The following is a 20,061-nucleotide window of genomic DNA, read 5'->3' as shown; positions in this document are numbered from 1 at the left end:
GAATCAGTCCTTGGTTGCTGCGCGCTGCTCTCGACGCTCCCGCTGCGCCACTGGATCGGGCAGGGGAACAGCGGCGATGAGGCGCTGAGTGTAGGGGTCCTGGGGATTGCGCAGAATCTGATCGCGCGAACCCTGCTCCACGAGTCTACCGCGATGCATGACCGCGATACGGTGCGCGAGGATATCGACGACTGCGAGGTCGTGGCTGATGAACAGGCAGGCGAACTGCAGGCGCTGCTGAAGCTCCTGCAGCAGGTCGAGGAAGCGTGCCTGCACCGAGACGTCGAGGGCGCTCGTCGGCTCGTCCGCGACGAGAAGCTCGGGAGTCAGCGCGAGGGCGCGGGCGATGCCGACGCGCTGCCGCTGACCACCGGAGAGCTCGTGCGGGTAGCGGTTGCGGTAGCTGCGGGGCAGCTCGACGGAGTCGAGCAGGTCCTCGACGCGCGTGTTGAGCTCGGAGCCCTTCGCCTCCCCCGCGAGGTAGAGCGGCTCGCCGATGCTCTCGCCGATCGGCATGCGCGGGTTGAGGCTCGACCCGGGGTCCTGGAAGACGATCCCTGCCTTGCGGCGCAGCGGCTTCAGGTCGCGGGCGTTTGCGGTCGAGATGTCGAGGCCCGCCGAGACGAGTCGACCCTGCTTGATGGGCAGCAGGCCGACGGCCGCGCGCCCGAGCGTCGTCTTGCCGGACCCCGACTCGCCCACGAGCCCGACGATCTCGCCGGGGAAGACCTCGAGGTTGATCTCGTCGGCGGCGAGGAAGGCGGGCACTCGACCGCGCTTCGGGTACTCGATCGAGACGCTCTGGAAAGAGAGCGCGGGCTCCGCCGTGCGCGTCGTGCCCGCGCGGGATCCCTCCTCCGTGAGGTTGACGCCCAGGTGCGGGACGGACGCGAGAAGCGACTGCGTGTAGGGGTGCTGCGGCGTCTGGAAGATATCGAGAGCCGTGCCCTGCTCGACTGCCTCGCCGTCCTTCATCACCATGATCGAATCCGCGAGGTCGGCGACGACGCCCATGTCGTGCGTGATGAGCACGATGGCCGAGTCGAGGCGCGTGCGCAGACTGCGCAGCAGTTCGAGGATCTCGGCCTGGACGGTCACGTCGAGCGCGGTGGTCGGCTCGTCGGCGATGAGCAGCACCGGGTCGCACGAGATCGCCTGGGCGATCATGGCACGCTGCCGCTGGCCGCCGGAGAGCTGGTGCGGGTACTTGTGGAACGCCGTGCCCGGGTCGGGCATGTCGACCTTGTCGAGAAGCTCGATCGCCCGCTCCTTCGCTTGCGCGGGGGTGAGGTCGAAGTGGGTGCGCAGCGTCTCGACGATCTGGAAACCGACCGTGTAGACGGGGTTCAGGGCCGTCATGGGCTCCTGGAAGATCACGGCGATCTCGCTGCCGCGCACCTTGCGCAGCTCGTTGGCGCCAAGCCCGGCGAGCTCCCGTCCCAGCAGCTGGATCGAGCCGGTGACCCGCGCGGTGGGCGGCAGAAGGCCGAGGAGCGCCATCGAGCTCGAACTCTTGCCCGAGCCGGACTCACCGACGATCGCGAGCACTTCACCGCGGCGTACCCGGTAGGTGAGTCCGACCGCAGCGGGGTAGTACTCGCCGTCCACCCAGAAGTCGACACCGAGGTCGGCGACCTCGAGAACGGTCTCGACAGCAGTCGAAGCTGTGGGGGTCACGAGTGATCCTTCCGTGCAGTGTGGAGCGGGGAATCTGCGAAGCTGACAGCATGCGCTTTCAGCCCGCGAGCTTCCGCCCGGCGTTCGGTCGCGGCCTCACGGTCGTCGTCATCGCGATCGCCGTGGCCGGCATCGCGGGCTTCGTCACGGTCGGCGATGTGCTCGGTCTCGTGCGCTACGGCTGGTGGTTCGCCGTGCTCGCGGTACTCGCCGTAGCCCTGTTCTGGCTGCCTCGCGTCGACGTCCTCGAGCACGCTGTTCTCGTGCGCAACCCCCTGAGCACGTGGCAGGTTCCGTGGAACGCGATTCAGATCGTCGACACGAAGTACGCGCTCACTCTCACGACCCCTCGAGGCCGCATCGAGGCCTGGGCGGCGCCGGCGTCGGGCCGGTACACGGTCTTCACGCTCAGCCCCGAGGACACGCGGGTGAGCGAATCGGCTCGCGTGGCCGGCGCAATTCGCCCCGGCGACACGCTCTCGAGCCAGAGCGGCGCGGCCGCGAACCACATCCGGCGGCACTGGGAGCAGCTGCGCGACGATGGCATGCTCGACGGGCCGCTCGAGCCGGGCGCGCTGCGGCGCACGTGGCATCCGACGACGATCGTCGTCCTGGCCGCGCTCACGGCCGCGGGCGTGCTCGGCCTCGTGCTCTAGAAGCATCTCGGCACGCATCTACGAGTTCCTCGTCGGGCCGCCGTCGGCGCCCCCGCCCGTGGAGCCCGAGCCGCGATCTGACTCATCGGGGGCATCGGCGTAGAACCCTCGCCCGGCGCCGCCTACGGCCGTGCCGCCCGCCTGCATGCCTGCACCGCGCGACGACACGATCGTCGAGGCACGATTGAGGGTCTCGGTGCGCATCTTGGCGAGCTTGCGCGCGTTCGGCAGTCGCTTCTGCCGAGGGTCGAAAGCGTCGCGCAGACCGTCACCGATGAAGTTGATGCACAGCGCGATCGCGATGATGAAGACACCCGGCCACCAGAACAGCCACGGGCGCGTGGCGAACGCCGCCTGGTTCTGGCTGATGATGACGCCGAGGGAGGTGTCGGGGGCCTGCACCCCGTAGCCCAGGAAGCTCAGGCCCGTCTCGAGCAGAATCGCCGCGGCCATGAGCAGTGTCGTGTTGACGATGATCACGCCGACCGCGTTGGGCAGGATGTGCTTGAAGATGATGCGGCGGTCGCTCGCGCCGGCCACGCGAGCCGCGTCGACGAACTCGCGCTCCCGCAGACTCAGCACCTCCGCGCGCACGAGTCTCGCGAGACCGGTCCAGGTGAAGAGACCGATGATGATCGCGAGCACGAAAGCGCCCAGGCGCCCGAACGCGAGACCCAGAACCGCACCGATGACGATGAGCGGGATGGTGATGATGATGTCGGTGAAGCGCATGAGCACCGAGTCGACCCAGCCGCGGTAGTAGCCGGCGATCGCCCCGATCACCGTGCCGATCGCCGTCGCGATGAGGCCGACGACGATCATGATGACGATCGACTGCTGCGTACCGCGCATGACGACCGCGAAGGTGTCTCGCCCGATCTCGTCCTGCCCGAAGGGATGGTCGCCGAAGCGGATGCCGTCACCGCCCAGGAACTCGGGGATCAGGCTCAGAGTCGGTGCGCCGCCGTTCTGCGGCGTCGGGATCGACGTCCACGTCCACTGCCACCAGCCGGCGGTCTTGATCGTGAGGTCGAAGACCGCGAAGTCGAAGCCGACGGCGCTGAAGGCGAGCACGACGATGATCGCGAGCACCACCATGGAGACGACGGCGCCGCGGTGGCGGAAGAACCGGCGCCGGACGATCTGCCCCTGGCTGAGGCCCTCGACCTCCTTGAGCTCGATCGAGTTCTCGGCATCGGCGACGCCGGAGTTGGCGTCACCCGGCTGAAGGGAGGATGGAGTAGTCATCAGGACACCCGGATTCGCGGATCGAGAGCGGCATAGGCGAGGTCGGCGATGAGGTTGAAGAGGATCGCGAGCCCTCCGACGACGACGAAGAAGGCCATGACGGGGTTCGGGTCGACCTGGTTCAGGCCATTGATGAACAGCTGTCCCATGCCCGTCCAGCCGAACACCGTCTCGGTGATGACGGCACCGCCCACGATGCCGCCGACGTCGAAGGCCACGATCGTGGCGATGGGGATGAGGGCGTTGCGGAAGGCGTGTCGGACCACGACCGTGCGCTCGTTGAGGCCCTTGGCTCGAGCGGTGCGGATGTAGTCCTGGTTCATCACTTCGAGCAGGCTCGAGCGCGAGTAGCGCGTGTAGGTCGCGAACGAGATGAGGATGAGCGCGATCGTCGGCAGCAGGAGGTGCGTGTAGATGTCGACCCCCTCGACCCAGAGCGAGCCCTCGAGCCCGGGAGTGGACGACCCGATGGTCGCGATCGGTCTGCCGCGGATGCGGCCGGAGCTGGCGTAGTCGTCCCACACGATCATGAAGCGGTCGAGCAGGATCGCCAGTGCCGTCACGACGCCCGTGAACGCGGTGATGCGCATGATCGGGCCGCGGTCGTGCCCGCCCATGAGCCGGCCCACGAGCAGGCTGACTCCTACGGTCGCGAGACCCAGGAGGATGAGCATCCACCATTCGGTGATGAAGAACGAGACGTAGTACTGGAACGGGAAGTAGACCGCGAGGCCGATGCCCGCCGTCACGAGCGCCGCGCGCAGTGCCCGACGGTTCTGCAGGCCCGTGATGAGGAGGGTGAAGCCCACCGCGGCGCCGATCGCGGCGATGGACACACCGATGATCGTGAGACCGGGCACCGTGAACCAGTCGACGAGATTCATGATCGCGAGGATCGAGACGGTCGCGCCGACGGCGATCACGAAGGTGGTGATCTTGCGCTTCATGGCGCCCGGGATGATCGACGCCCACAGAAGCCCGGAAGCGGCACTCAGCAGAGCGATGAGCCAGACCGGCAGCTGCGGGTCGTCCTGGAGGAAGTCGTTGAAGCCGATGGCGATGTACTGCTTGAGCAGCACGGCGACCCAGAAGATCGGCAGGGAGAAGAACAGGAACGAGATGAAGGTGACCGTGTAGTCGTACCCGCTGTACTGGCGCAGCGCGGTCGTGATGCCGACGATGAGGCCGAGGATGATGGCGAGGACCGTGGCGATCGTGACGAGCTGCAGGGTCGAGCCGATGGCCTGCTCGAGCATGGCATTGACGTCGCGCCCTTGCACGCTGATGCCGAAGTCGAGTCGCAGAACGCCGAAGAACCAGATGAAGTAGCGCAGCGGAGGCGCGACATCGAGATTGAGGAGTCGCGTTCGCGACTCGATGAGCTGCTCCTTGTTGGGAGCGTTGCTCGTGCGCAGATCTTCGAGCGGATCGCCGGAGAATGCGACGAGGTTGTACATGAGGAACGTCGCTGCAAGCAGGACGAAGACGGAGGCGATGAGTCGCCTGACGACGAACGTGGCCATCGAGAATGGCGCCCTTCTGTGAACGGGGAGTCTCAGCGGGAGGCGCTGGGGCCGCTATCGCGGCCCCAGCGCCCTCTCACTGAGTCGAACTGACGCGAGTCAGTCGGTGAAGAACCTACCGACTAGTTGTTCTCGGTCGGCTCCCAGTCCCAGACGTTCCAGAAGATCGTCGGCGACAGCGGGCCCGGGTTCACGTTCGTCACGCGGTCCGAGAACGCGGTGACGGCCGGGAACTGGAAGATGGTCAGACCGTAGAAGTCGTCCATCAGCAGCTTGTCGATCTCGATCTGGATCTCGATCTGGCGCTCGGGGTCGATCGTGACATCGAGCTCGTCGAGGAGAGCGTCAACCTCGGTGTTGCTGTAGTAGCTGAGGTTGTTGATGCCACCCGTGCGGAACGTCGGCGAGCTGTTGGTCACGCCGAGGCTCGTCGACTGCCACCCGAAGAAGGTCGCGTCGTAGGCGCCCGGCGTACCGAGCAGACCGCCCCACTCGGGGCTGCCGCAGTCCTCGACGACGAAGCCCGCCTCGGTGGCCGAAGCCTGGATGAGGGCGAACTCGTTGACGCGGCGAGGGTTGTTCGACGCGTAGAGGATGCAGACGGCAGGGTCGGTGACGCCGGCCTCGGCGATGAGCGCCTGAGCGCCCTCGATGTCGACCTCGCCGAAGTTGGCCGCCATGCCGTTGTTCTCGACGGTCTCGTCGTAGCCCGGAGCACCCTGGAGGAACAGCTGCGAGTTGCGCACCGTGGCCTCGGGGTTCAGCGGCACGATGAGCGTGTCGACGATCTGCTGGCGCGGCACCGTCTTGAGGAAGGCCTCACGCAGGAGCGGGTCGTCGAACGTGCCGTTCTTCGAGTTCTCGAACGTCAGGTCGATGTGCTCGTAGACACCCTCTTCGCCACCGAGCACGGTCACGCCGTCGAGCGCGTTGAGCGCGTCGGCGACGTCGGCCGTGGCCTGGGGGCTGATGATGTCGACCTCGCCGTTGGCGAGCGCCTGCACAGCCGCGAGCGGGTCGTCGATGAAGCGCACCGTGACCTCCTCGATGGCGGGGAGGTTGTCACCGGTGTAGTTCTCGTTCGCGGTCATCGTGATGAACTGGTCAGCGACGAAGTCCGTGATGAGGTACGGGCCGCTGCCGACGACGAGGTCGGTGTCCTCGGGCATCTCGGAGAAGTTGAAGCCCGAGTTCCAGAAGCTCGAGATCGCTGCGAGCGCCTCGGTGTCCTCGTTCACGACGGCGTCGATGAGCGCCTGCTTGGCCTCAGCGGGGTCCTCGATGCCGAGCGCCTTCTCGGCGACGATGTGCGCCGGCAGGCCCACACCGAAGACGAGCTCCCAGTCGACGAAGAACTCGTCGTAGGTGAGGGTCAGCGTCTTGCCGTCGAACTCGGGGAAGGCGGTGAGGTCGAGGCCGGTGCCGAGCGAGCCGTCGAAGTAGACGACGTCGGTCGGGTAGTCATCGGTGAACTCGCCCGTGTCGGGGTCGGTGAACTCGCCCGGCTCGAAGTCGGGGGTGTTGAGGCGACCGGTGTTCGCAACCCAGGCGAGCAGCATGTCGGCGGCATCGACGGCCACGCCGTCGGACCACTCGGTGTCCTCGTTGATCGTGTACTCGACCGTGAGCGGGTCCTCCGAGATGACCTCGTAGGTGCCGAACGACTCGTCACGCACGAGCGCAGGCTCGTTGTTGTAGTAGTTGAAGCCCGCGTTGGTCATGTAGATGATGTTGGCGTTCGCCGTGGCGTTGCCGAACGAAGTGTCGTCGTTGTACGAGTAGAACGCCTGGTTCCACGCGACCGTGATCGAGCTTCCCTCGACGACCTCGGACTGCGGCGCTGCGCAAGCCGAGAGTACGAGAGCGCTCGCCGCGACCGTGGCCACAGAGGCCCCGATTCTGCTGATTCGCAATTTTCCTCCTGTGCAAGATGGATACGTGCAGCACCGACTTGCGGTCGGCCGCGCACGCGTATTGGATCTGACCCTAGAGAGGCTGAGTCATCGGAGCCAAACTGGCGCGGCATTCGTTACACACCAGTAACGATGTGCGCGGGAAAACGTCGTGGCCAGTGTTTTCATGCGCGAAAGCGCCGTTGAATGCATTTATCTTGCGTTTGATGGCGCATCCTTGATGAATTCGGCGATACCTGCCGACCCGGTGCCCAGTGAGCGAGGAGATGCCCTGGTGGTTTGCGCCAAAGAACAGACCGTTTTGTCCACCCCACGTTGGGGGAAGTCCACAAAGTGCGCGTTCGCGCGCTCGCTCGTCGGCGTGGTTGCCCACGCGAACGCGCCCTCGAACACATGACTGATCAGCCCCGCCCCGTCGGTCTCGAGATCGCGCCGCTCACCGCGGCTCGCGTGCGCCTCGAGATCCTGCTCGTGCTCGGGCTCTCCCTCGGTGCGAGCGCGGTCTACTCGGTCGTCGCGATCACCAACCGGCTCACGCGGGAGGTGCCTCTCTCGCAGCAGACCGCCACGATCAACGCATCCCGAGACGACCGCGAGATCTTCGACCTCGTCTACCAGCTGCTGAGCATCGCCTTCGGGCTCGTGCCCGTCGCCCTCGTCGCATGGTTGCTGTGGAGCGCCGCGCGACCCCACCTCCACCGCCTGGGGCTCGACGGCACGCGGCCCTGGCACGACGTGCGCGACGGGCTGGGGCTCGCCCTCCTCGTGGGCGTGCCCGGGCTCGGGCTCTATCTCGCCGGTCGCGGCCTGGGTCTGACCGTGACGGTCGTGCCCACCGCACTCGACGAGTACTGGTGGACGGTCCCCGTGCTGCTGCTCGCGGCGCTGCGCGCGGGCCTGGTCGAAGAGGTCATCGCCGTCGGGTACCTGTGCGCCCGACTGCGCGACCTGCGCTGGAGCCCCTGGGCGATCATCCTCACGAGCGCCCTGCTGCGCGGCACCTACCACCTCTACCAGGGCTTCGGTGCGTTCGTCGGCAACGTGGCCATGGGCATCCTCTTCGGATGGCTGTACACGCGCACCGGTCGCGTGGCTCCGCTCATCGTCGCCCACACCGCGATCGACGCTGCGGTATTCGTGGGATACCCGGCCTCCGCGGCGGCCTTCCCCGACCTGTTCGGCATCCCCGCCTAGGCGAATGCGTCGTGTCGCGCCGCAGGCGCGCCAGACAAGCACGGTGGGATGCCGGTGGAGGCAATCGCCTCTATGCGAATGCCTCCACCGGCGGACAGGAGCAGACGACGTTGCGGTCACCGTACGCCTGGTCGACGCGGCGCACGGGCGGCCAGTACTTGTCGGCCCGCGTCGCCCCGAACCCCCCGTCGACGGTCGAACCGGCGAGGGTGGCTGGGTAGGCGGCAAGCTCGCGCGAGTACGCGTGCTCCCACTGCCCGACGATGACACTCTCGGCCGTGTGCGGGGCGTTCACGAGGGGGTTGTCGTCGGCGGGCCACTCCCCCGCGGCGACGGCGTCGGCCTCGTGGCGAATGGCGATCATGGCCTGGATGAACCGCTCGAGCTCGGCGAGATCCTCCGACTCGGTCGGCTCGACCATGAGGGTGCCCGCGACGGGGAACGACATGGTCGGCGCGTGGAAGCCGTAGTCGATGAGGCGCTTGGCGACATCGTCGTTCGAGATGCCGGTCGCCTCCTTGAGCGGCCGGAGGTCGAGGATGCACTCGTGCGCGACGAGCCCGTTCTCGCCCGCGTAGAGGACGGGAAAGTGCTCGCGCAGGCGCAGGGCGATGTAGTTCGCGGCGAGGACGGCGGTCGCGGTGGCCTCGGTGAGCCCCTCGGCTCCCATGAGGCGGGCGTAGGCCCACGAGATCGGCAGGATGCTCGCACTGCCGTAGGGAGCGGCGGACACGGGCGCGCCGCGGTGCACGACGGTGCCGACGGTTCCCGTGCGCATGTCGAACGGCGGGTGCGCCTCCATCTGGGCCAGCGGATGCCCGGGCAGGAACTCGGCCAGGTGCGCCTTGGCGGCGACCGGGCCCACGCCGGGACCTCCGCCACCGTGGGGGATGCAGAAGGTCTTGTGCAGGTTCAGGTGGCTCACGTCGCCGCCGATGTCGCCGTAGCGGGCGTAGCCGAGAAGGGCGTTGAGGTTCGCGCCATCGATGTAGACCTGGCCGCCGGCCTCGTGCACGGCGGCGGTGACGTCCATGACACCGTGCTCGTAGACCCCGTGCGTCGAGGGGTAGGTGATCATGAGGGCCGCGAGGTTCTCGCCGTGCTCGGCGATCTTCGCGCGCAGGTCGACCAGGTCGACGTCGCCGGTCTCGGTCGTCGCGATGACGACCACGCGCATGCCGGCGAGGACGGCCGAGGCCGCATTCGTGCCGTGCGCGCTCGAGGGGATGAGGCAGACCGTGCGGTGGTCGTCGCCGCGTGACCGGTGGTAGCCGCGGATGGCGAGCAGGCCGGCGAGCTCGCCCTGGCTGCCGGCGTTGGGCTGCAGCGAGACGGCGTCGTAGCCCGTGAGCTCGGCGAGCCAATCCTCGAGCATGCCGATCATGACGAGCGAGCCCTGCACGTCGTCGACGGGAGCGAAGGGGTGCAGGCCGTTGAACTCGGGCCAGCTCACGGCGGCCATCTCGGTCGCAGCGTTGAGCTTCATGGTGCACGACCCGAGCGGGATCATGCCGCGATCGAGCGCGTAGTCGCGGTCGGCGAGGCGCTTGAGGTAGCGCATCATCGCCGTCTCGCTGCGGTGGGCGTGGAACACCGGGTGCGTCATGAACTCGGATGCCCGGCGCAGGTTCGCGGGAATCGGGCTTTCGAACACCATGGCCCAGTCGGATTCGAGACCGAAGATCGCGACGATCGCCGACCCGATCTGCCCCCCGCCCAGGGTCGTGCCGCGCACGGGCGAGACAGCGGTCGTCTCGTCGAAGCTCAGCCGCACCGTATCGTCGTCGACCTGCCAGAGCAGCACGTCGTGCTCGAGTGCGGCTGCGACGAGCTCGGCGGCGCGGCCCGGCGCGATGACCTCGAGAGTGTCGAAGAACGCGTCGTGCGCGACCTCGTAGCCCGCGCCCTGGAGCTGCGCAGCGATGCTCGCGGCCTGCTGGTGCACGCGCTCGGCGATCCGGTGAAGGCCATCGGGCCCGTGGTAGACGCCGTACATCGACGCCATGACGGCGAGCAGCACTTGCGCCGTGCAGATGTTGCTGGTGGCCTTGTCGCGGCGGATGTGCTGCTCGCGCGTCTGCAGGGTGAGCCGGTAGGCGGGGCGACCATCGGCATCCTTCGAGACGCCGACGAGACGGCCGGGCAGCTGACGCTCGAGGCCTGCGCGCACGGCCAGATAGCCGGCGTGCGGCCCGCCGAAGCCCATGGGGATGCCGAAGCGCTGCGTCGTGCCGACCGCGACGTCGGCGCCGAGCTCGCCGGGTGGGGTCAGAAGCGTGAGAGCGAGCAGGTCGGCCGCCACGACCGCGAGCCCGCCCTGCTCGTGCACCTGGGCGATGACCGCGGACGGATCCCACACGCGACCGGATGCGGCCGGGTACTGCACGAAGACGCCGAACGCCTCGGGCAGGTCGGCCGGGTCGGTCTCGGCGAGCGGCAGGTAGGCCAGGTCGAGCCCGAGCGCCTCCGCACGCCCGTCGAGCACGGCGCGCGTCTGCGCGAAGAGGTCGCTATCGACGAGGAAGAGGTTGGAGGTGCTCTTCGAGGCGCGGCGGGCGAGCAGCATGCCCTCGACGACGGCCGTCGCCTCGTCGAGCATCGAGGCGTTGGCCGTGTGCAGCCCCGTGAGGTCGGCGACCATCGTCTGGAAGTTCAGCAGTGCCTCGAGGCGACCCTGGGAGATCTCCGGCTGGTACGGCGTGTACGCCGTGTACCAACTGGGGTTCTCGAAGACGTTGCGCTGAATCACCGCGGGGGTGACGGTGCCGTAGTAGCCCTGCCCGATGAGCGAGCGGCGCACGGTGTTGTGGTCGGCGATCGCGCGCAGCTCGGCGAGCACCTCCGCCTCCGATGCCGGTTCGGGCAGCGTGCGCAGCGGGCTCGACTGACGGATGGCGGCGGGTACGGCCGCATCCATCATCGATGCGAGATCGGGGTACCCGAGGGCGTCGAGCATGAGCTGGCGGGCGTCGGAGTCGAGGCCGATGTGACGGTCGGCGAAGGCGTGGCTCACGGGTGTCGAGGCTCCCAGGGGTCGAATGCGGAAAGGCGGGTGCGGTGCGCCGGTCAGGCGCTGATGAGGGTGCGGTAGTCGTCGGCGGTCATCAGAGCGGGCGGCTCGCTCACACGAAGCTTGACGAGCCAACCCTCGCCGTACGGATCCGCGTTGATCGTCTCGGGCGCATCGACGACACCCTGATTGGCCTCGACGACCTCGCCGGCGAGCGGGGCATACAGCTCGCCGACCGACTTGGTCGACTCGACCTCGCCGACGATCGCACCTGCGGCGAGCGCCGCACCGACGGCGGGCAGCTCGACGTAGACGACATCGCCGAGGGAGTCGGCCGCGTACTGGGTGATGCCGACCGTCGCGATGTCGCCCTCGAGGCGCACCCACTCGTGCTCGGCGGTGTACTGCAGGTCGTCGGGAACGCTCATGACTCAGTCCTCTTTTCGGTAGAACGGGAGGGGGACGACGGTCGCGGGCACACGCGTGCCGCGCACGTCGACGTCGAGCACGGTGCCCGGCGCGCGGTGGTCGGGGTGCACGAGCGCCATCGCGATCGGGTACCCGAGGGTGGGCGAGAGCGCCCCGCTCGTGACGGCGCCCACGGCGTCCTCGCCGTGCAGAACGGAGTACTCGGCGCGCGGAGCACGCCGGCCTTCGGCGCGCAGGCCCACGAGCACGCGCGCGTCCCCGGCGGGTCCTGCCTCGATCGCCGCCTTGCCGACGAAGCGCGGCTTGTCGACGGCGACAGCGCGCCCGAGGCCCGCCTGCTCAGGAAGGATGTCTCGACTCAGCTCATGGCCGTACAGGGGCATACCCGCCTCGAGTCGCAGGGTGTCGCGCGCCGCGAGACCGCATGGCATGAGGCCGTGCGCCTCGCCCGCGGCGAGGAGTGCGCGCCACAGCGCGACGGCGTCGGACGCATCGACGTACAGCTCGAACCCGTCCTCGCCCGTGTAGCCGGTGCGGGCGACGAAGACCGGGCTGTCGCGCCAGGTCATGCCCATCGCCGCGTAGTACCCGAGCGTGTAGAGCGTGCGGCCCCGCGAGAGCTCGTCGCGGGTAGCGAGCCCCTCGGTCTGGTCGAGGATCGCGCGCGCCGCCGGGCCTTGCACGGCGATGAGCGCGAGCTGCTCGGTGAGGTCGGCGAGCTGCACCTCGAAGTCAGCCTGTCGGGCGAGGAGTGCTTCGACGACAGCGTGCCGGTTGCTCGCATTCGCGACGACGAGGTACTCGGCTTCTGCGCTCGCGTAGACGATGAGGTCGTCGATGATGCCGCCGCTCTCGTCGAGCAGCAGTGAGTACTTCGCCTTGAGCAGCGGCAGTGCCGACAGTCGGCCGGCGAGTGCGACATCGAGGAAGGCGCCGGCGTCAGCCCCGGTGACGGAGATCTCCGCCATGTGCGAGAGGTCGAACAGTCCCGCCGCTGTGCGCACGGCCGCGTGCTCCGCGAGGTCGCTGCTGTAGCGCACGGGCATCTGCCAGCCGGCGAACCCCGTGAAAGTCGCACCGAGTGCTGCATGCTCGTCGTGCAGCGGCGACCTCTGCATCGCCGCGAGGGGGGTGGTGTCTGACACGGAGTTCTCCTGACACGTCGGGTCGGTGGAACTCCCCCTCTGTCATGAGCCTGAGAGTTTCACGCGCCCGAGATGCGCGGGCGGCGCTTTCACCGTGGGCGAGGAGGCGCGGGCGCTCTCCTGCTTTTCAGAGCGGCCTGGTCGAGCGGTACGGATGACCTGAGAGATTGGCGGGGAGGCTTGCTCCTTCGGTGCGCGGCCGTGGTGCTGTGACTCGCGCTCTCCCGCCCGACGGTGACGGCCGAGTGTTCAGTTGAGAGTGATGCTGGGCGCCACTCTACTGCGTGCGATCGCCATCCGGGCCGTCATCGTCGTCGTGTTCGTCGCGGAAGTACCGCACGGCCTGCCAGATGAGCAGCGCGACGACCGTGAGCGCCATGAGCGCGAAGACCGGACCAGCCCAGGCGGCTGTCGCCGCATCGGTCGGGATGGGAAAGGCCGCCTCTGCGTTCATGCGATCAGCCTAGAAGGCCGCGCACCTCACTCGCCCGAGCCGTAGCGGAAGTCGTCGGGGCTCGGGAAGCCGTCGTCCTCGACCTGCAGGGTGAGCATCTCTGCAGCCCCCTCGGTCGCCTCGATGATGCCGCGCAAGAGTTCCTCGGTCGTCGACGAGCGCAGGAGCGTCACCTGGTCGAGCGGCCCCACCGGTGCGATGCCCGCGAGCTGCCAGACGGCCGCGATCGGATCGTCGTCGAGAACGATGTCAGCGGGCCACTGCTGCTCGACGAACTCGCTCGCCTGGGCGATCGTCCTGCGCACGAGTTGCTCGGCCTGCTCGCGCAGGGGCTGCAGGGAGTCCTGCCACTCGAGTTCGGGCAGCTCGCGCACCTCCGCCTGGGGGTGGGGGTCGTCGTCGAGCCACTCGACGATCTCGATGCGGCGCGAACCCTGCGCGACCAGCCCGATGAAGCCCTCGCTGGCCTCGACCTGGGTGATCTGCGCGACGGTTCCGATGGGGAACCGCTGCTCTCCCCCGCCGACCTCCGAGCCTCGCTCGATGAGCACGATGCCGAACTCGGAGGGCTCCTCGTCGAGCACCTTCGAGAGCATCACGATGTAGCGCTCCTCGAAGATGCGCAGTGCGGCGGGCATGGACGGGAACAGCACGCTGCCCAGCGGGAACATCGGCAGTACCGTCATGCCGCCAGGCTTCCACCCCTTCCTGCGGATCTCCCACCAGGGCATACCCCCTGGGGTATTGTTGCGGCATGACCTCCCCCCGCGCCGACCCCCGCCCTCAGCCCGTGATCGGTCAGTGGGTCGAGGGCATCGAGACTCCCGTCGTCAACGAGCGCGCCGTGCGCGGCTCCGCCGGCATCCTCTTCCTCGCCGGCTTCACCGCCTGGCTCATCGGCGTGATGACGGGAGACCTCTCGGCGATGCGCGCGTTCGGCGCCGTCTTCGCGCTCGAAATGTACCTTCGCCTCTTCCTCGGCACGCGGTTCACCCCCACCCTCCTTCTTGGCACGTTGCTCACCCGCCCCCAACGGCCCGAATGGGTCGAGGCGCGCAGCAAGCGGCTTGCCTGGGGACTGGGCTTCGGCATGGCCCTGGCCGGCTGCCTCGCTCTCGGCTGGCTGGGCCTTGCCGCGGTCATCGCCCAGACCGTGTGCGGGGTGTGCCTCGCGCTGCTGTTCGCCGAGGCCGCCTTCGGCTACTGCCTGGGGTGCGAGCTCGCCCGGCGTCTCAGTCGCACTCCGCCCACGCTGTGCTCGGGCGACACGTGCACGTACACGCCTCCGCGCCGCGGTGAGAGCCACCGGGTGGAGTAGCGGGACGTTCGACCCTGCCGATGGGCCGAGCCGCTGACTAGCCTGGCCATGCGCGTAGCCGCGCATCCCTCGATCAACGAGCATCATGCAGATCACCTCGAAGGTCTTCGTCGTCACGGGCGCCGGCAACGGCATCGGGCGCGAGGTCGCCCTCCAGCTCGTCGAGAAGGGGGCGAAGGTCGCCGCCGTCGACCTGAGCGAGGCGGGTCTCGCCGAGACCGTGAAGCTGGCGGGAGCGAAGGGCGATGCGATCTCGACGCACGTCGTCAGCATCACCGATCGGGATGCCGTGCTCGCGCTGCCCGCGGCCGTCACCGCCGCGCACGGCCAGGTCGATGGGCTGCTCAACATCGCCGGCATCATCCAGAAGTTCGTACCGGTCGCCGATCTCGGCTTCGACCAGATCGAGCGCGTCATCGACGTCAACCTGTACGGCACGATCAACACCATCAAGGCCTTCCTGCCCGAGCTTACGCAGCGGCCCGAAGCCGCGATCGTCAACGTTGCGAGCATGGGCGCCTACGCACCCGTGCCCGGCCAGTCGCTCTACGGCGCGACGAAGGCCGCCGTGGCTCAGCTGTCACGCGGACTGCACTCCGAGCTCATGGCGACGAACGTGCAGGTCACCGGAGTCTTCCCGGGAGCGATCGGCACGAACATCGCGGTGAACTCGGCGATCATGACGCCGGAGGAGATGGCGGCGATGAGCGCGGGCGCGGGCGGCAAGGAGCGCAAGACGACCCCCGCGCCCGAGGCGGGGCGGCAGATCGTCGCGGCCGTCGAGAAGGGCAGCTACGAGATCTTCATCGGCTCCGACGCTCGCTTCATGTCGCGCATGGCGCGCCTCTCCCCGAAGCGGGCGGCGGCACTCATCTACTGGCAGATGAAAGACCTGCTCGGGCACTAGGACGCGGCCAGGCCGTTCTCAGAGCTCGTCGGAGAGCGTGGCGAGCCAGGCGCGCATGATTCGTTCGAGTTCGGCGCGATCAGGCTCGGGGACGGCCTCGAGAAGCGTGCGCTCGTTCGCGAGGTGAGCCTCGATCGCCGCATCGATGAGCGTGCGCCCCTCCGCGGTCAGCCCGACCACGCGCGCGCGGCCGTCGCTGGAGACGCGCCGACGGCGCACAAGCCCGCTCCGCTCGAGCCGGTCGACGCGCTTGGTCAGGGCTCCCGCAGTGACCATGGTGCTCGCGGCGAGCTCGCTGGGGCTGCGCTCGCACGCACCTCCCGCTCGACGCAGCGTCGCCAGCACGTCGAACTCGCCCGCAGTGAGACCGTAGGCGCGGAAGACCCGATCAAGCTCCTGGTCGATCGCATCCGTCAGCCGAGCAAGACGGCCGAAGACGCCCTGAGGGGACGGGTCGAGGTCAGGTCGCGCACGACGCCACTCTTCCTGGATGCGTTCGACCCGATCGGCGATGCGGTGTGCGGAGATGTGCGGATCCATGGGGGAATAATACTTTCCTCGGAAGTCTTCTGCTTTCCATGGAAACTAAATGGCTCTGGCTCGCCGTTGCGGCGATCGCGCCGGTCGTGTGGGGGTCCACGTACGTCGTGACCGCCGAGACGATGCCGGCGGATGCGCCGCTCTGGGGCGCCGCCCTTCGTGCATTGCCCGCAGGTCTCGTCCTCCTCGCTCTCTCGCGTCGTTTTCCGCGTGGCGAGTGGTGGTGGCGTTCGATCGTGCTCGGCGTGCTCAACGTCGGTGCGTTCTTCGTGCTCGTCTACGTCGCCGCCCACCTCCTCCCGTCCTCGATCGCCGCGATGCTCATGGCCCTCGCGCCGCTCGTGATCCTCGTGCTCGCCTGGCCGCTCGCCGCCGAGCGGCCAGCGCCCCTGTCGCTCGGCGGTGCTGTGCTGGGCTTTGCGGGCGTAGTGCTGCTCGTGTCGGGGGCGGAGGATCGCGTCGAGCCCTGGGGGATCGCCGCATCGGTCGCCGCCATGCTCATGTCGTCGGTGGGCTTCGTGCTCGCGCGTCGCTGGCGGGATGCCACCCGCGCTCTCGACATGACCGCGTGGCAGCTCACGATCGGCGGACTCTCGCTCACCGCCGTCGCGGCTCTCGTCGAGGGTGCACCACCCGCGCTCGACGCGCAGGGCACTCTAGGCGCCGGATACCTCTCACTCGTGGCCACGGCGCTCGCGTTCGTGACCTGGTTCACCGCACTGAGGCACCTGCCCGCGGGTTCCGTCGGGCTCATCGGCCTCCTGAACCCCGTCGCGGGAGTGGCCCTCGGCGCCGCCGTTGCCGGCGAGAACATCACGCCCGCACAGCTGCTCGGCATGGGTGTGACCCTCGGCGGGGTGCTCCTCGGTCAGCGCTGGTCCCCCCAGCGGTCGCGAAGGAACTAGCCGGCGGCACGACCCCGGCGGTGGTCGGCGGTGTAGCGCTCGAACACCTCCGGCGCGGCCGGGGGATCCGTGCGCCGGCCGCCGAGAAACGCGCCGTGGAGGTACTGCGCCAGGTCGCGCAGGGCCGCGTCGAGCACCGCCCCCGAGTGTCGCACCTCGGCGTCGGGTGAGGCGAGCGCGGCTTCGGCGATGCGCCACGCCGCGTGCAGCGCGGAGGAGAGCGAGGCTCGCTCGTCGAGGTCGCGGAAGTAGTAGGTCTCCGTCGACTGCACGTAGTCCACGCGGGCGACCGCGATCTGCTCGGCGATCGACTCGATGATGACCGCCGCCGCGGTGCGCGGAGTCTGGGCGAGCGACTCGGCGAAGCCTGCCTCCTCGAGCTGCGAGACCCGCAGGGCGAGTGAGCGCCGCCGGGCGAGCGCCCCGTGCAACTGGAGGAACCAGGTTGCGCTCGCCGAGAGCAGCGCGAAGCCGGCGAGCGCCTCGACGGGGGCGAGCACGCGCAGCCACGGCTCGATGGGCACGGTGTCTCCGAAGCCGAGCGTGGTGAGCGTGGCGCCCGAGAAGTAGATCGCCTCCCAGAAGGCGACGAAGCTCGCGGGGTCGATGTCGTGCGAGTAGGCGAACCCCTCCGGAATGTGCGGCGTGTAGATGAGGGCCCATCCGACGACCTGCGTTGCCGCCCAGATCGCGATGACGGTGACGACCGATGCAGGGCCGACGGCGAGTCCCAGGCGGCGGGCCCGCCGTGTGATGCGCCAGGAGAGCGCGAAGATCAGCCGACTGATGGTGCCGCGCCCGCTCGGATTGAGGAGCGTGTGGAAGACGTCGTATGCGCCCGCGAGGACGAGCGCGGTGCCGAGGGCGGAGACGAGCCAGTCCATGCCGCCGAGGGTAGTCGAGTGCGTCAGCCTCCCGGCTGGGACCGTTCATCGCTCGCTTCGCGCGCGGCGAGCCGTTTGCCCCGGTGCAGCCCCGCCTCGTAGGTCGTGACGACGATGAGCGTGAGGGCGATGAGCGGCACCACGAACCACAGCATGACGTCGGTGAAGCCTTCCAGGGCATTGTGCTGGGTGGCCGCGAGCACGAGGTAGGCCGTGTAGGCGATGTAGATCGCCACGAAGAGACCGCCCTCCCAGCGCGCGATGATGAACCCCGTGAACGCGATCGGCAGGAGCGCGATCGCGGTGGCGAGCATGACCGGCAGGTCGAGCGCGATCGCGGCGGCGGGAACGGGGATGCCCTCGCCGAAGATGATCGCCGGCAGACCGAGCACCATGCCGATGTTGAAGATGTTGCTGCCGACGATGTTGCCCACCGCCATGTCGCGCTCACCGCGCCGCACGGCGATGATCGACGTCGCGAGCTCGGGCAGCGAGGTGCCGATCGCGACGACCGTCAGGCCGACGACGAGGCTGCTCACGCCGAGCCCGGTCGCGATGCTCACGGCTCCGGTCACGAGCAGCTGCGAGCCGAGCACGAGAAGCCCGATGCCGACGACGAGCAGCAGGAGCGAGAGCCAGACCGGCGTGGGGCTGCCGGGGGTGGGGATGGGCGCAGTGCCGGCACCCTCCGCCCCCACGCGCACCTCTCGACGCCCGATGAGGATGCTCAGCACCGCGTGCACGACGAGACCTGCGAGCAGCAGCACGCCGTCGAGCAGCCCGATCTGACCGTCGAGGCTCACGGCGACGAGGAGAATCGAGAGGCCCACCATGACGGGGATGTCGAACCGCACGAGCTGACGCTTGATGAGCAGCGGCATCACGAGGGCGGAGAGCCCGAGGATGAGCAGGATGTTGACGATGTTGCTGCCGATGACGTTGCCGACGGCGAGGCCGGGCTCGCCGCTGATGACCGAGCCGACCGTCACGGCCAGCTCGGGTGCCGATGTGGCCGCGGAGACGACGATGAGGCCGACGATGAGCGGCGACATGCCGATGCGGGTCGCGATGCTCGCCGCACCGCGCACGAGCGCCTCACCGCCGACGATGAGGAGCACGAGCCCGCCGATGACAAGGAGGACGTCGAGAATCTGCACCAGCCCAGCCTAGAGTTCGCGCGTGAGCGTGAGCCGGAAGAGTCGCACGACGCGGCCCGACTCGCGCTCGTAGGACCGGTACCCCGGCCACTGGTGCTCGATGCGACGCCAGGCTGCCTCCCGAGCATCCCCCTCGATGAGGGCGGCGCGTACCGCGAACCGCCGCCCGCGCACCGCGATCTCCGCGTCGGGATGGGCGAGCAGGTTGTACGTCCACGCTGGGTGCTTCTCGCGCGCGAAGCTCGTGCCGGCGACGATCGCGCAGCCGTGGCCGTCGGCCGTGTACATGAGGATCGAGTCGCGCGGTTGACCGCTGCGCGCCCCGGTGGTGCGCAGCACGAGCGAGGGCACGAGCAGCCCGCTCAGTTGGACCGAGCTGCCGGTGACGGTCGCGATGGCGCGCTCGATCGGCGGCATGACGCGCGGCGCGAGCCAGCGGAAGGTGCGCGTGCGCGTGATCGGCGCCACGACGGCGCGGACGGTGCGGACGATCGGGTCGCTCATGCCCCCAGTGTGGCGTAGGCGGTGCCGTGCGTGCTCGGCGCTCGAACCCTCAGCCCTGGGTGGGCATGGCCGGCAGGGGTCGCAGGGCGAGGGTCATGACGAGGCTGTCGTAGGCCTTGCCGGGCCACTGGATGACCTCGCGCTCGGCGAAACCCCAGTAGTGGTAGATCTCGACCAGGTCCTCGGCCGGCCGCGCCGTGTCGATTCCGAGGAACGCCGCGCGGCGGCGGATCGCCTCGTCGCGGATCTTCTCGAAGAGCGTGCGGGCATGGCCGTCACCGCGATGGTCGGGATGCACGGCCAACTGGTTGAGCCAGGCGGCGCGCCGCACGTTCGCGACCTCGCTGAGATTGCGCAGCACGCTGCTCGGCGGCATGCTCAGCGTTGCCATGCCGATGAGCTGGCCCTCGAGCTCGAGCACCCACGTGCTGCCCTGGAAGGAACGGCGGCGCGTCGTGGCGACGGTCTGATCGACGCCGGAGAAGTTGAGGCCCCGGTCGGCGAGTTCGGCGTGCGCGAGGTGCAAGAGGCTCGTCATCTCGACGACCTCGTCCCGGTCGGCCTTGCGCAGAATCGGACCGGTCATGCGGCCCTCGG

At 68.8% G+C, this 20,061-nt stretch carries 19 protein-coding genes and 1 riboswitch; of the genes, 5 read left to right on the top strand and 14 right to left on the bottom strand.

Annotated features, from left to right (window positions below; all coding sequences use genetic code 11):
* Positions 1-3: 3 nt before the first annotated feature.
* The gene (locus tag IE160_RS03290; RefSeq protein ID WP_191151646.1) at positions 4-1,677 is read right to left on the bottom strand and encodes a dipeptide ABC transporter ATP-binding protein; all 1,674 of its coding nucleotides are present in this window, start codon (positions 1,675-1,677) and stop codon (positions 4-6) included.
* A gap of 50 nt (positions 1,678-1,727) precedes the next feature.
* Here IE160_RS03290 and IE160_RS03285 point away from each other — a divergent pair, with 50 nt between their 5' ends.
* The gene (locus tag IE160_RS03285; protein WP_191151645.1) at positions 1,728-2,333 is read left to right on the top strand and encodes a PH domain-containing protein; all 606 of its coding nucleotides are present in this window, start codon (positions 1,728-1,730) and stop codon (positions 2,331-2,333) included.
* Positions 2,334-2,351: 18 nt separating this feature from the next.
* Here the strand turns inward: IE160_RS03285 and IE160_RS03280 are convergent, their stop codons facing one another.
* The 3 genes from IE160_RS03280 to IE160_RS03270 all read right to left on the bottom strand — a co-directional run bounded on the left by IE160_RS03280 (position 2,352) and on the right by IE160_RS03270 (position 6,990).
* The gene (locus IE160_RS03280; protein WP_191151644.1) at positions 2,352-3,581 is read right to left on the bottom strand and encodes an ABC transporter permease; all 1,230 of its coding nucleotides are present in this window, start codon (positions 3,579-3,581) and stop codon (positions 2,352-2,354) included.
* Entirely contained in the window at positions 3,581-5,104 is a 1,524-nt protein-coding gene (locus IE160_RS03275; RefSeq protein ID WP_191151643.1) for an ABC transporter permease, read from the bottom strand. The genes IE160_RS03280 and IE160_RS03275 overlap by 1 nt, the downstream gene beginning before the upstream one ends.
* A 122-nt stretch (positions 5,105-5,226) precedes the next feature.
* A complete protein-coding gene (locus IE160_RS03270; RefSeq protein WP_224744545.1) occupies positions 5,227-6,990 on the bottom strand; it encodes an ABC transporter family substrate-binding protein in 1,764 nt (587 codons plus the stop codon).
* A 420-nt stretch (positions 6,991-7,410) separates the two neighbouring features.
* Between IE160_RS03270 and IE160_RS03265 the strand changes: the two genes are divergently transcribed.
* Entirely contained in the window at positions 7,411-8,211 is an 801-nt protein-coding gene (locus tag IE160_RS03265; RefSeq protein ID WP_191151642.1) for a CPBP family intramembrane glutamic endopeptidase, read from the top strand.
* Between the two features lie 70 nt (positions 8,212-8,281).
* Here the strand turns inward: IE160_RS03265 and gcvP are convergent, their stop codons facing one another.
* From gcvP to IE160_RS03240, 5 genes are all read right to left on the bottom strand, one after another.
* The gene (gene gcvP / locus IE160_RS03260) at positions 8,282-11,167 is read right to left on the bottom strand and encodes an aminomethyl-transferring glycine dehydrogenase (protein ID WP_502708745.1); all 2,886 of its coding nucleotides are present in this window, start codon (positions 11,165-11,167) and stop codon (positions 8,282-8,284) included.
* A 110-nt stretch (positions 11,168-11,277) separates the two neighbouring features.
* Positions 11,278-11,649 carry a glycine cleavage system protein GcvH gene (gene gcvH, locus IE160_RS03255; protein ID WP_191151640.1) on the bottom strand — a complete coding sequence of 124 codons (372 nt, stop codon included), beginning with the start codon at positions 11,647-11,649 and terminating at the stop codon, positions 11,278-11,280.
* A 3-nt stretch (positions 11,650-11,652) separates the two neighbouring features.
* Positions 11,653-12,768, bottom strand: coding sequence for a glycine cleavage system aminomethyltransferase GcvT (gene gcvT / locus IE160_RS03250; RefSeq protein ID WP_191151957.1), 1,116 nt, complete (start codon positions 12,766-12,768; stop codon positions 11,653-11,655).
* Between the two features lie 163 nt (positions 12,769-12,931).
* Positions 12,932-13,032: riboswitch (glycine riboswitch) on the bottom strand.
* 40 nt (positions 13,033-13,072) lie between these two features.
* Positions 13,073-13,249 (bottom strand): hypothetical protein, encoded by a 177-nt coding sequence (locus IE160_RS03245; RefSeq protein ID WP_179873305.1) that lies wholly within the window; start codon positions 13,247-13,249, stop codon positions 13,073-13,075.
* Positions 13,250-13,275: 26 nt separating this feature from the next.
* On the bottom strand, positions 13,276-13,935 hold the full coding sequence (locus IE160_RS03240; RefSeq protein WP_224744544.1) for an LON peptidase substrate-binding domain-containing protein: 660 nt from the start codon (positions 13,933-13,935) through the stop codon (positions 13,276-13,278).
* Between the two features lie 68 nt (positions 13,936-14,003).
* Here IE160_RS03240 and IE160_RS03235 point away from each other — a divergent pair, with 68 nt between their 5' ends.
* Positions 14,004-14,567 (top strand): DUF4395 domain-containing protein, encoded by a 564-nt coding sequence (locus IE160_RS03235; protein ID WP_191151639.1) that lies wholly within the window; start codon positions 14,004-14,006, stop codon positions 14,565-14,567.
* Between the two features lie 85 nt (positions 14,568-14,652).
* The gene (locus IE160_RS03230; protein ID WP_191151638.1) at positions 14,653-15,474 is read left to right on the top strand and encodes an SDR family NAD(P)-dependent oxidoreductase; all 822 of its coding nucleotides are present in this window, start codon (positions 14,653-14,655) and stop codon (positions 15,472-15,474) included.
* An 18-nt stretch (positions 15,475-15,492) separates the two neighbouring features.
* On the opposite strand, the gene IE160_RS03225 is transcribed toward IE160_RS03230, so the two are convergent.
* Entirely contained in the window at positions 15,493-16,014 is a 522-nt protein-coding gene (locus IE160_RS03225; protein WP_191151637.1) for a MarR family winged helix-turn-helix transcriptional regulator, read from the bottom strand.
* Between the two features lie 38 nt (positions 16,015-16,052).
* Here IE160_RS03225 and IE160_RS03220 point away from each other — a divergent pair, with 38 nt between their 5' ends.
* The gene (locus IE160_RS03220; RefSeq protein WP_191151636.1) at positions 16,053-16,919 is read left to right on the top strand and encodes an EamA family transporter; all 867 of its coding nucleotides are present in this window, start codon (positions 16,053-16,055) and stop codon (positions 16,917-16,919) included.
* Here IE160_RS03220 and IE160_RS03215 read toward each other — a convergent pair.
* From IE160_RS03215 to IE160_RS03200, 4 genes are read right to left on the bottom strand one after another with little or no spacing between them, the layout of a single operon-like run.
* Positions 16,916-17,803 (bottom strand): potassium channel family protein, encoded by an 888-nt coding sequence (locus IE160_RS03215; protein ID WP_191151635.1) that lies wholly within the window; start codon positions 17,801-17,803, stop codon positions 16,916-16,918. The genes IE160_RS03220 and IE160_RS03215 overlap by 4 nt on opposite strands.
* A gap of 23 nt (positions 17,804-17,826) precedes the next feature.
* Positions 17,827-18,960 (bottom strand): calcium/sodium antiporter, encoded by a 1,134-nt coding sequence (locus IE160_RS03210; RefSeq protein WP_191151634.1) that lies wholly within the window; start codon positions 18,958-18,960, stop codon positions 17,827-17,829.
* A 9-nt stretch (positions 18,961-18,969) separates the two neighbouring features.
* Entirely contained in the window at positions 18,970-19,464 is a 495-nt protein-coding gene (locus IE160_RS03205; RefSeq protein WP_191151633.1) for a nitroreductase family deazaflavin-dependent oxidoreductase, read from the bottom strand.
* A gap of 49 nt (positions 19,465-19,513) precedes the next feature.
* Positions 19,514-20,050: a GNAT family N-acetyltransferase gene (locus tag IE160_RS03200; RefSeq protein WP_179873299.1), complete on the bottom strand. Its 537-nt coding sequence runs from the start codon at positions 20,048-20,050 to the stop codon at positions 19,514-19,516.
* Positions 20,051-20,061 lie beyond the last annotated feature (11 nt).

Source organism: Chryseoglobus sp. 28M-23 (assembly GCF_014789785.1).
GTDB classification, from domain to species: domain Bacteria; phylum Actinomycetota; class Actinomycetes; order Actinomycetales; family Microbacteriaceae; genus Microcella; species Microcella indica.
Note: the sequence above shows the minus strand (reverse complement) of the source record. Positions and strands in the feature narration are given on the sequence as shown.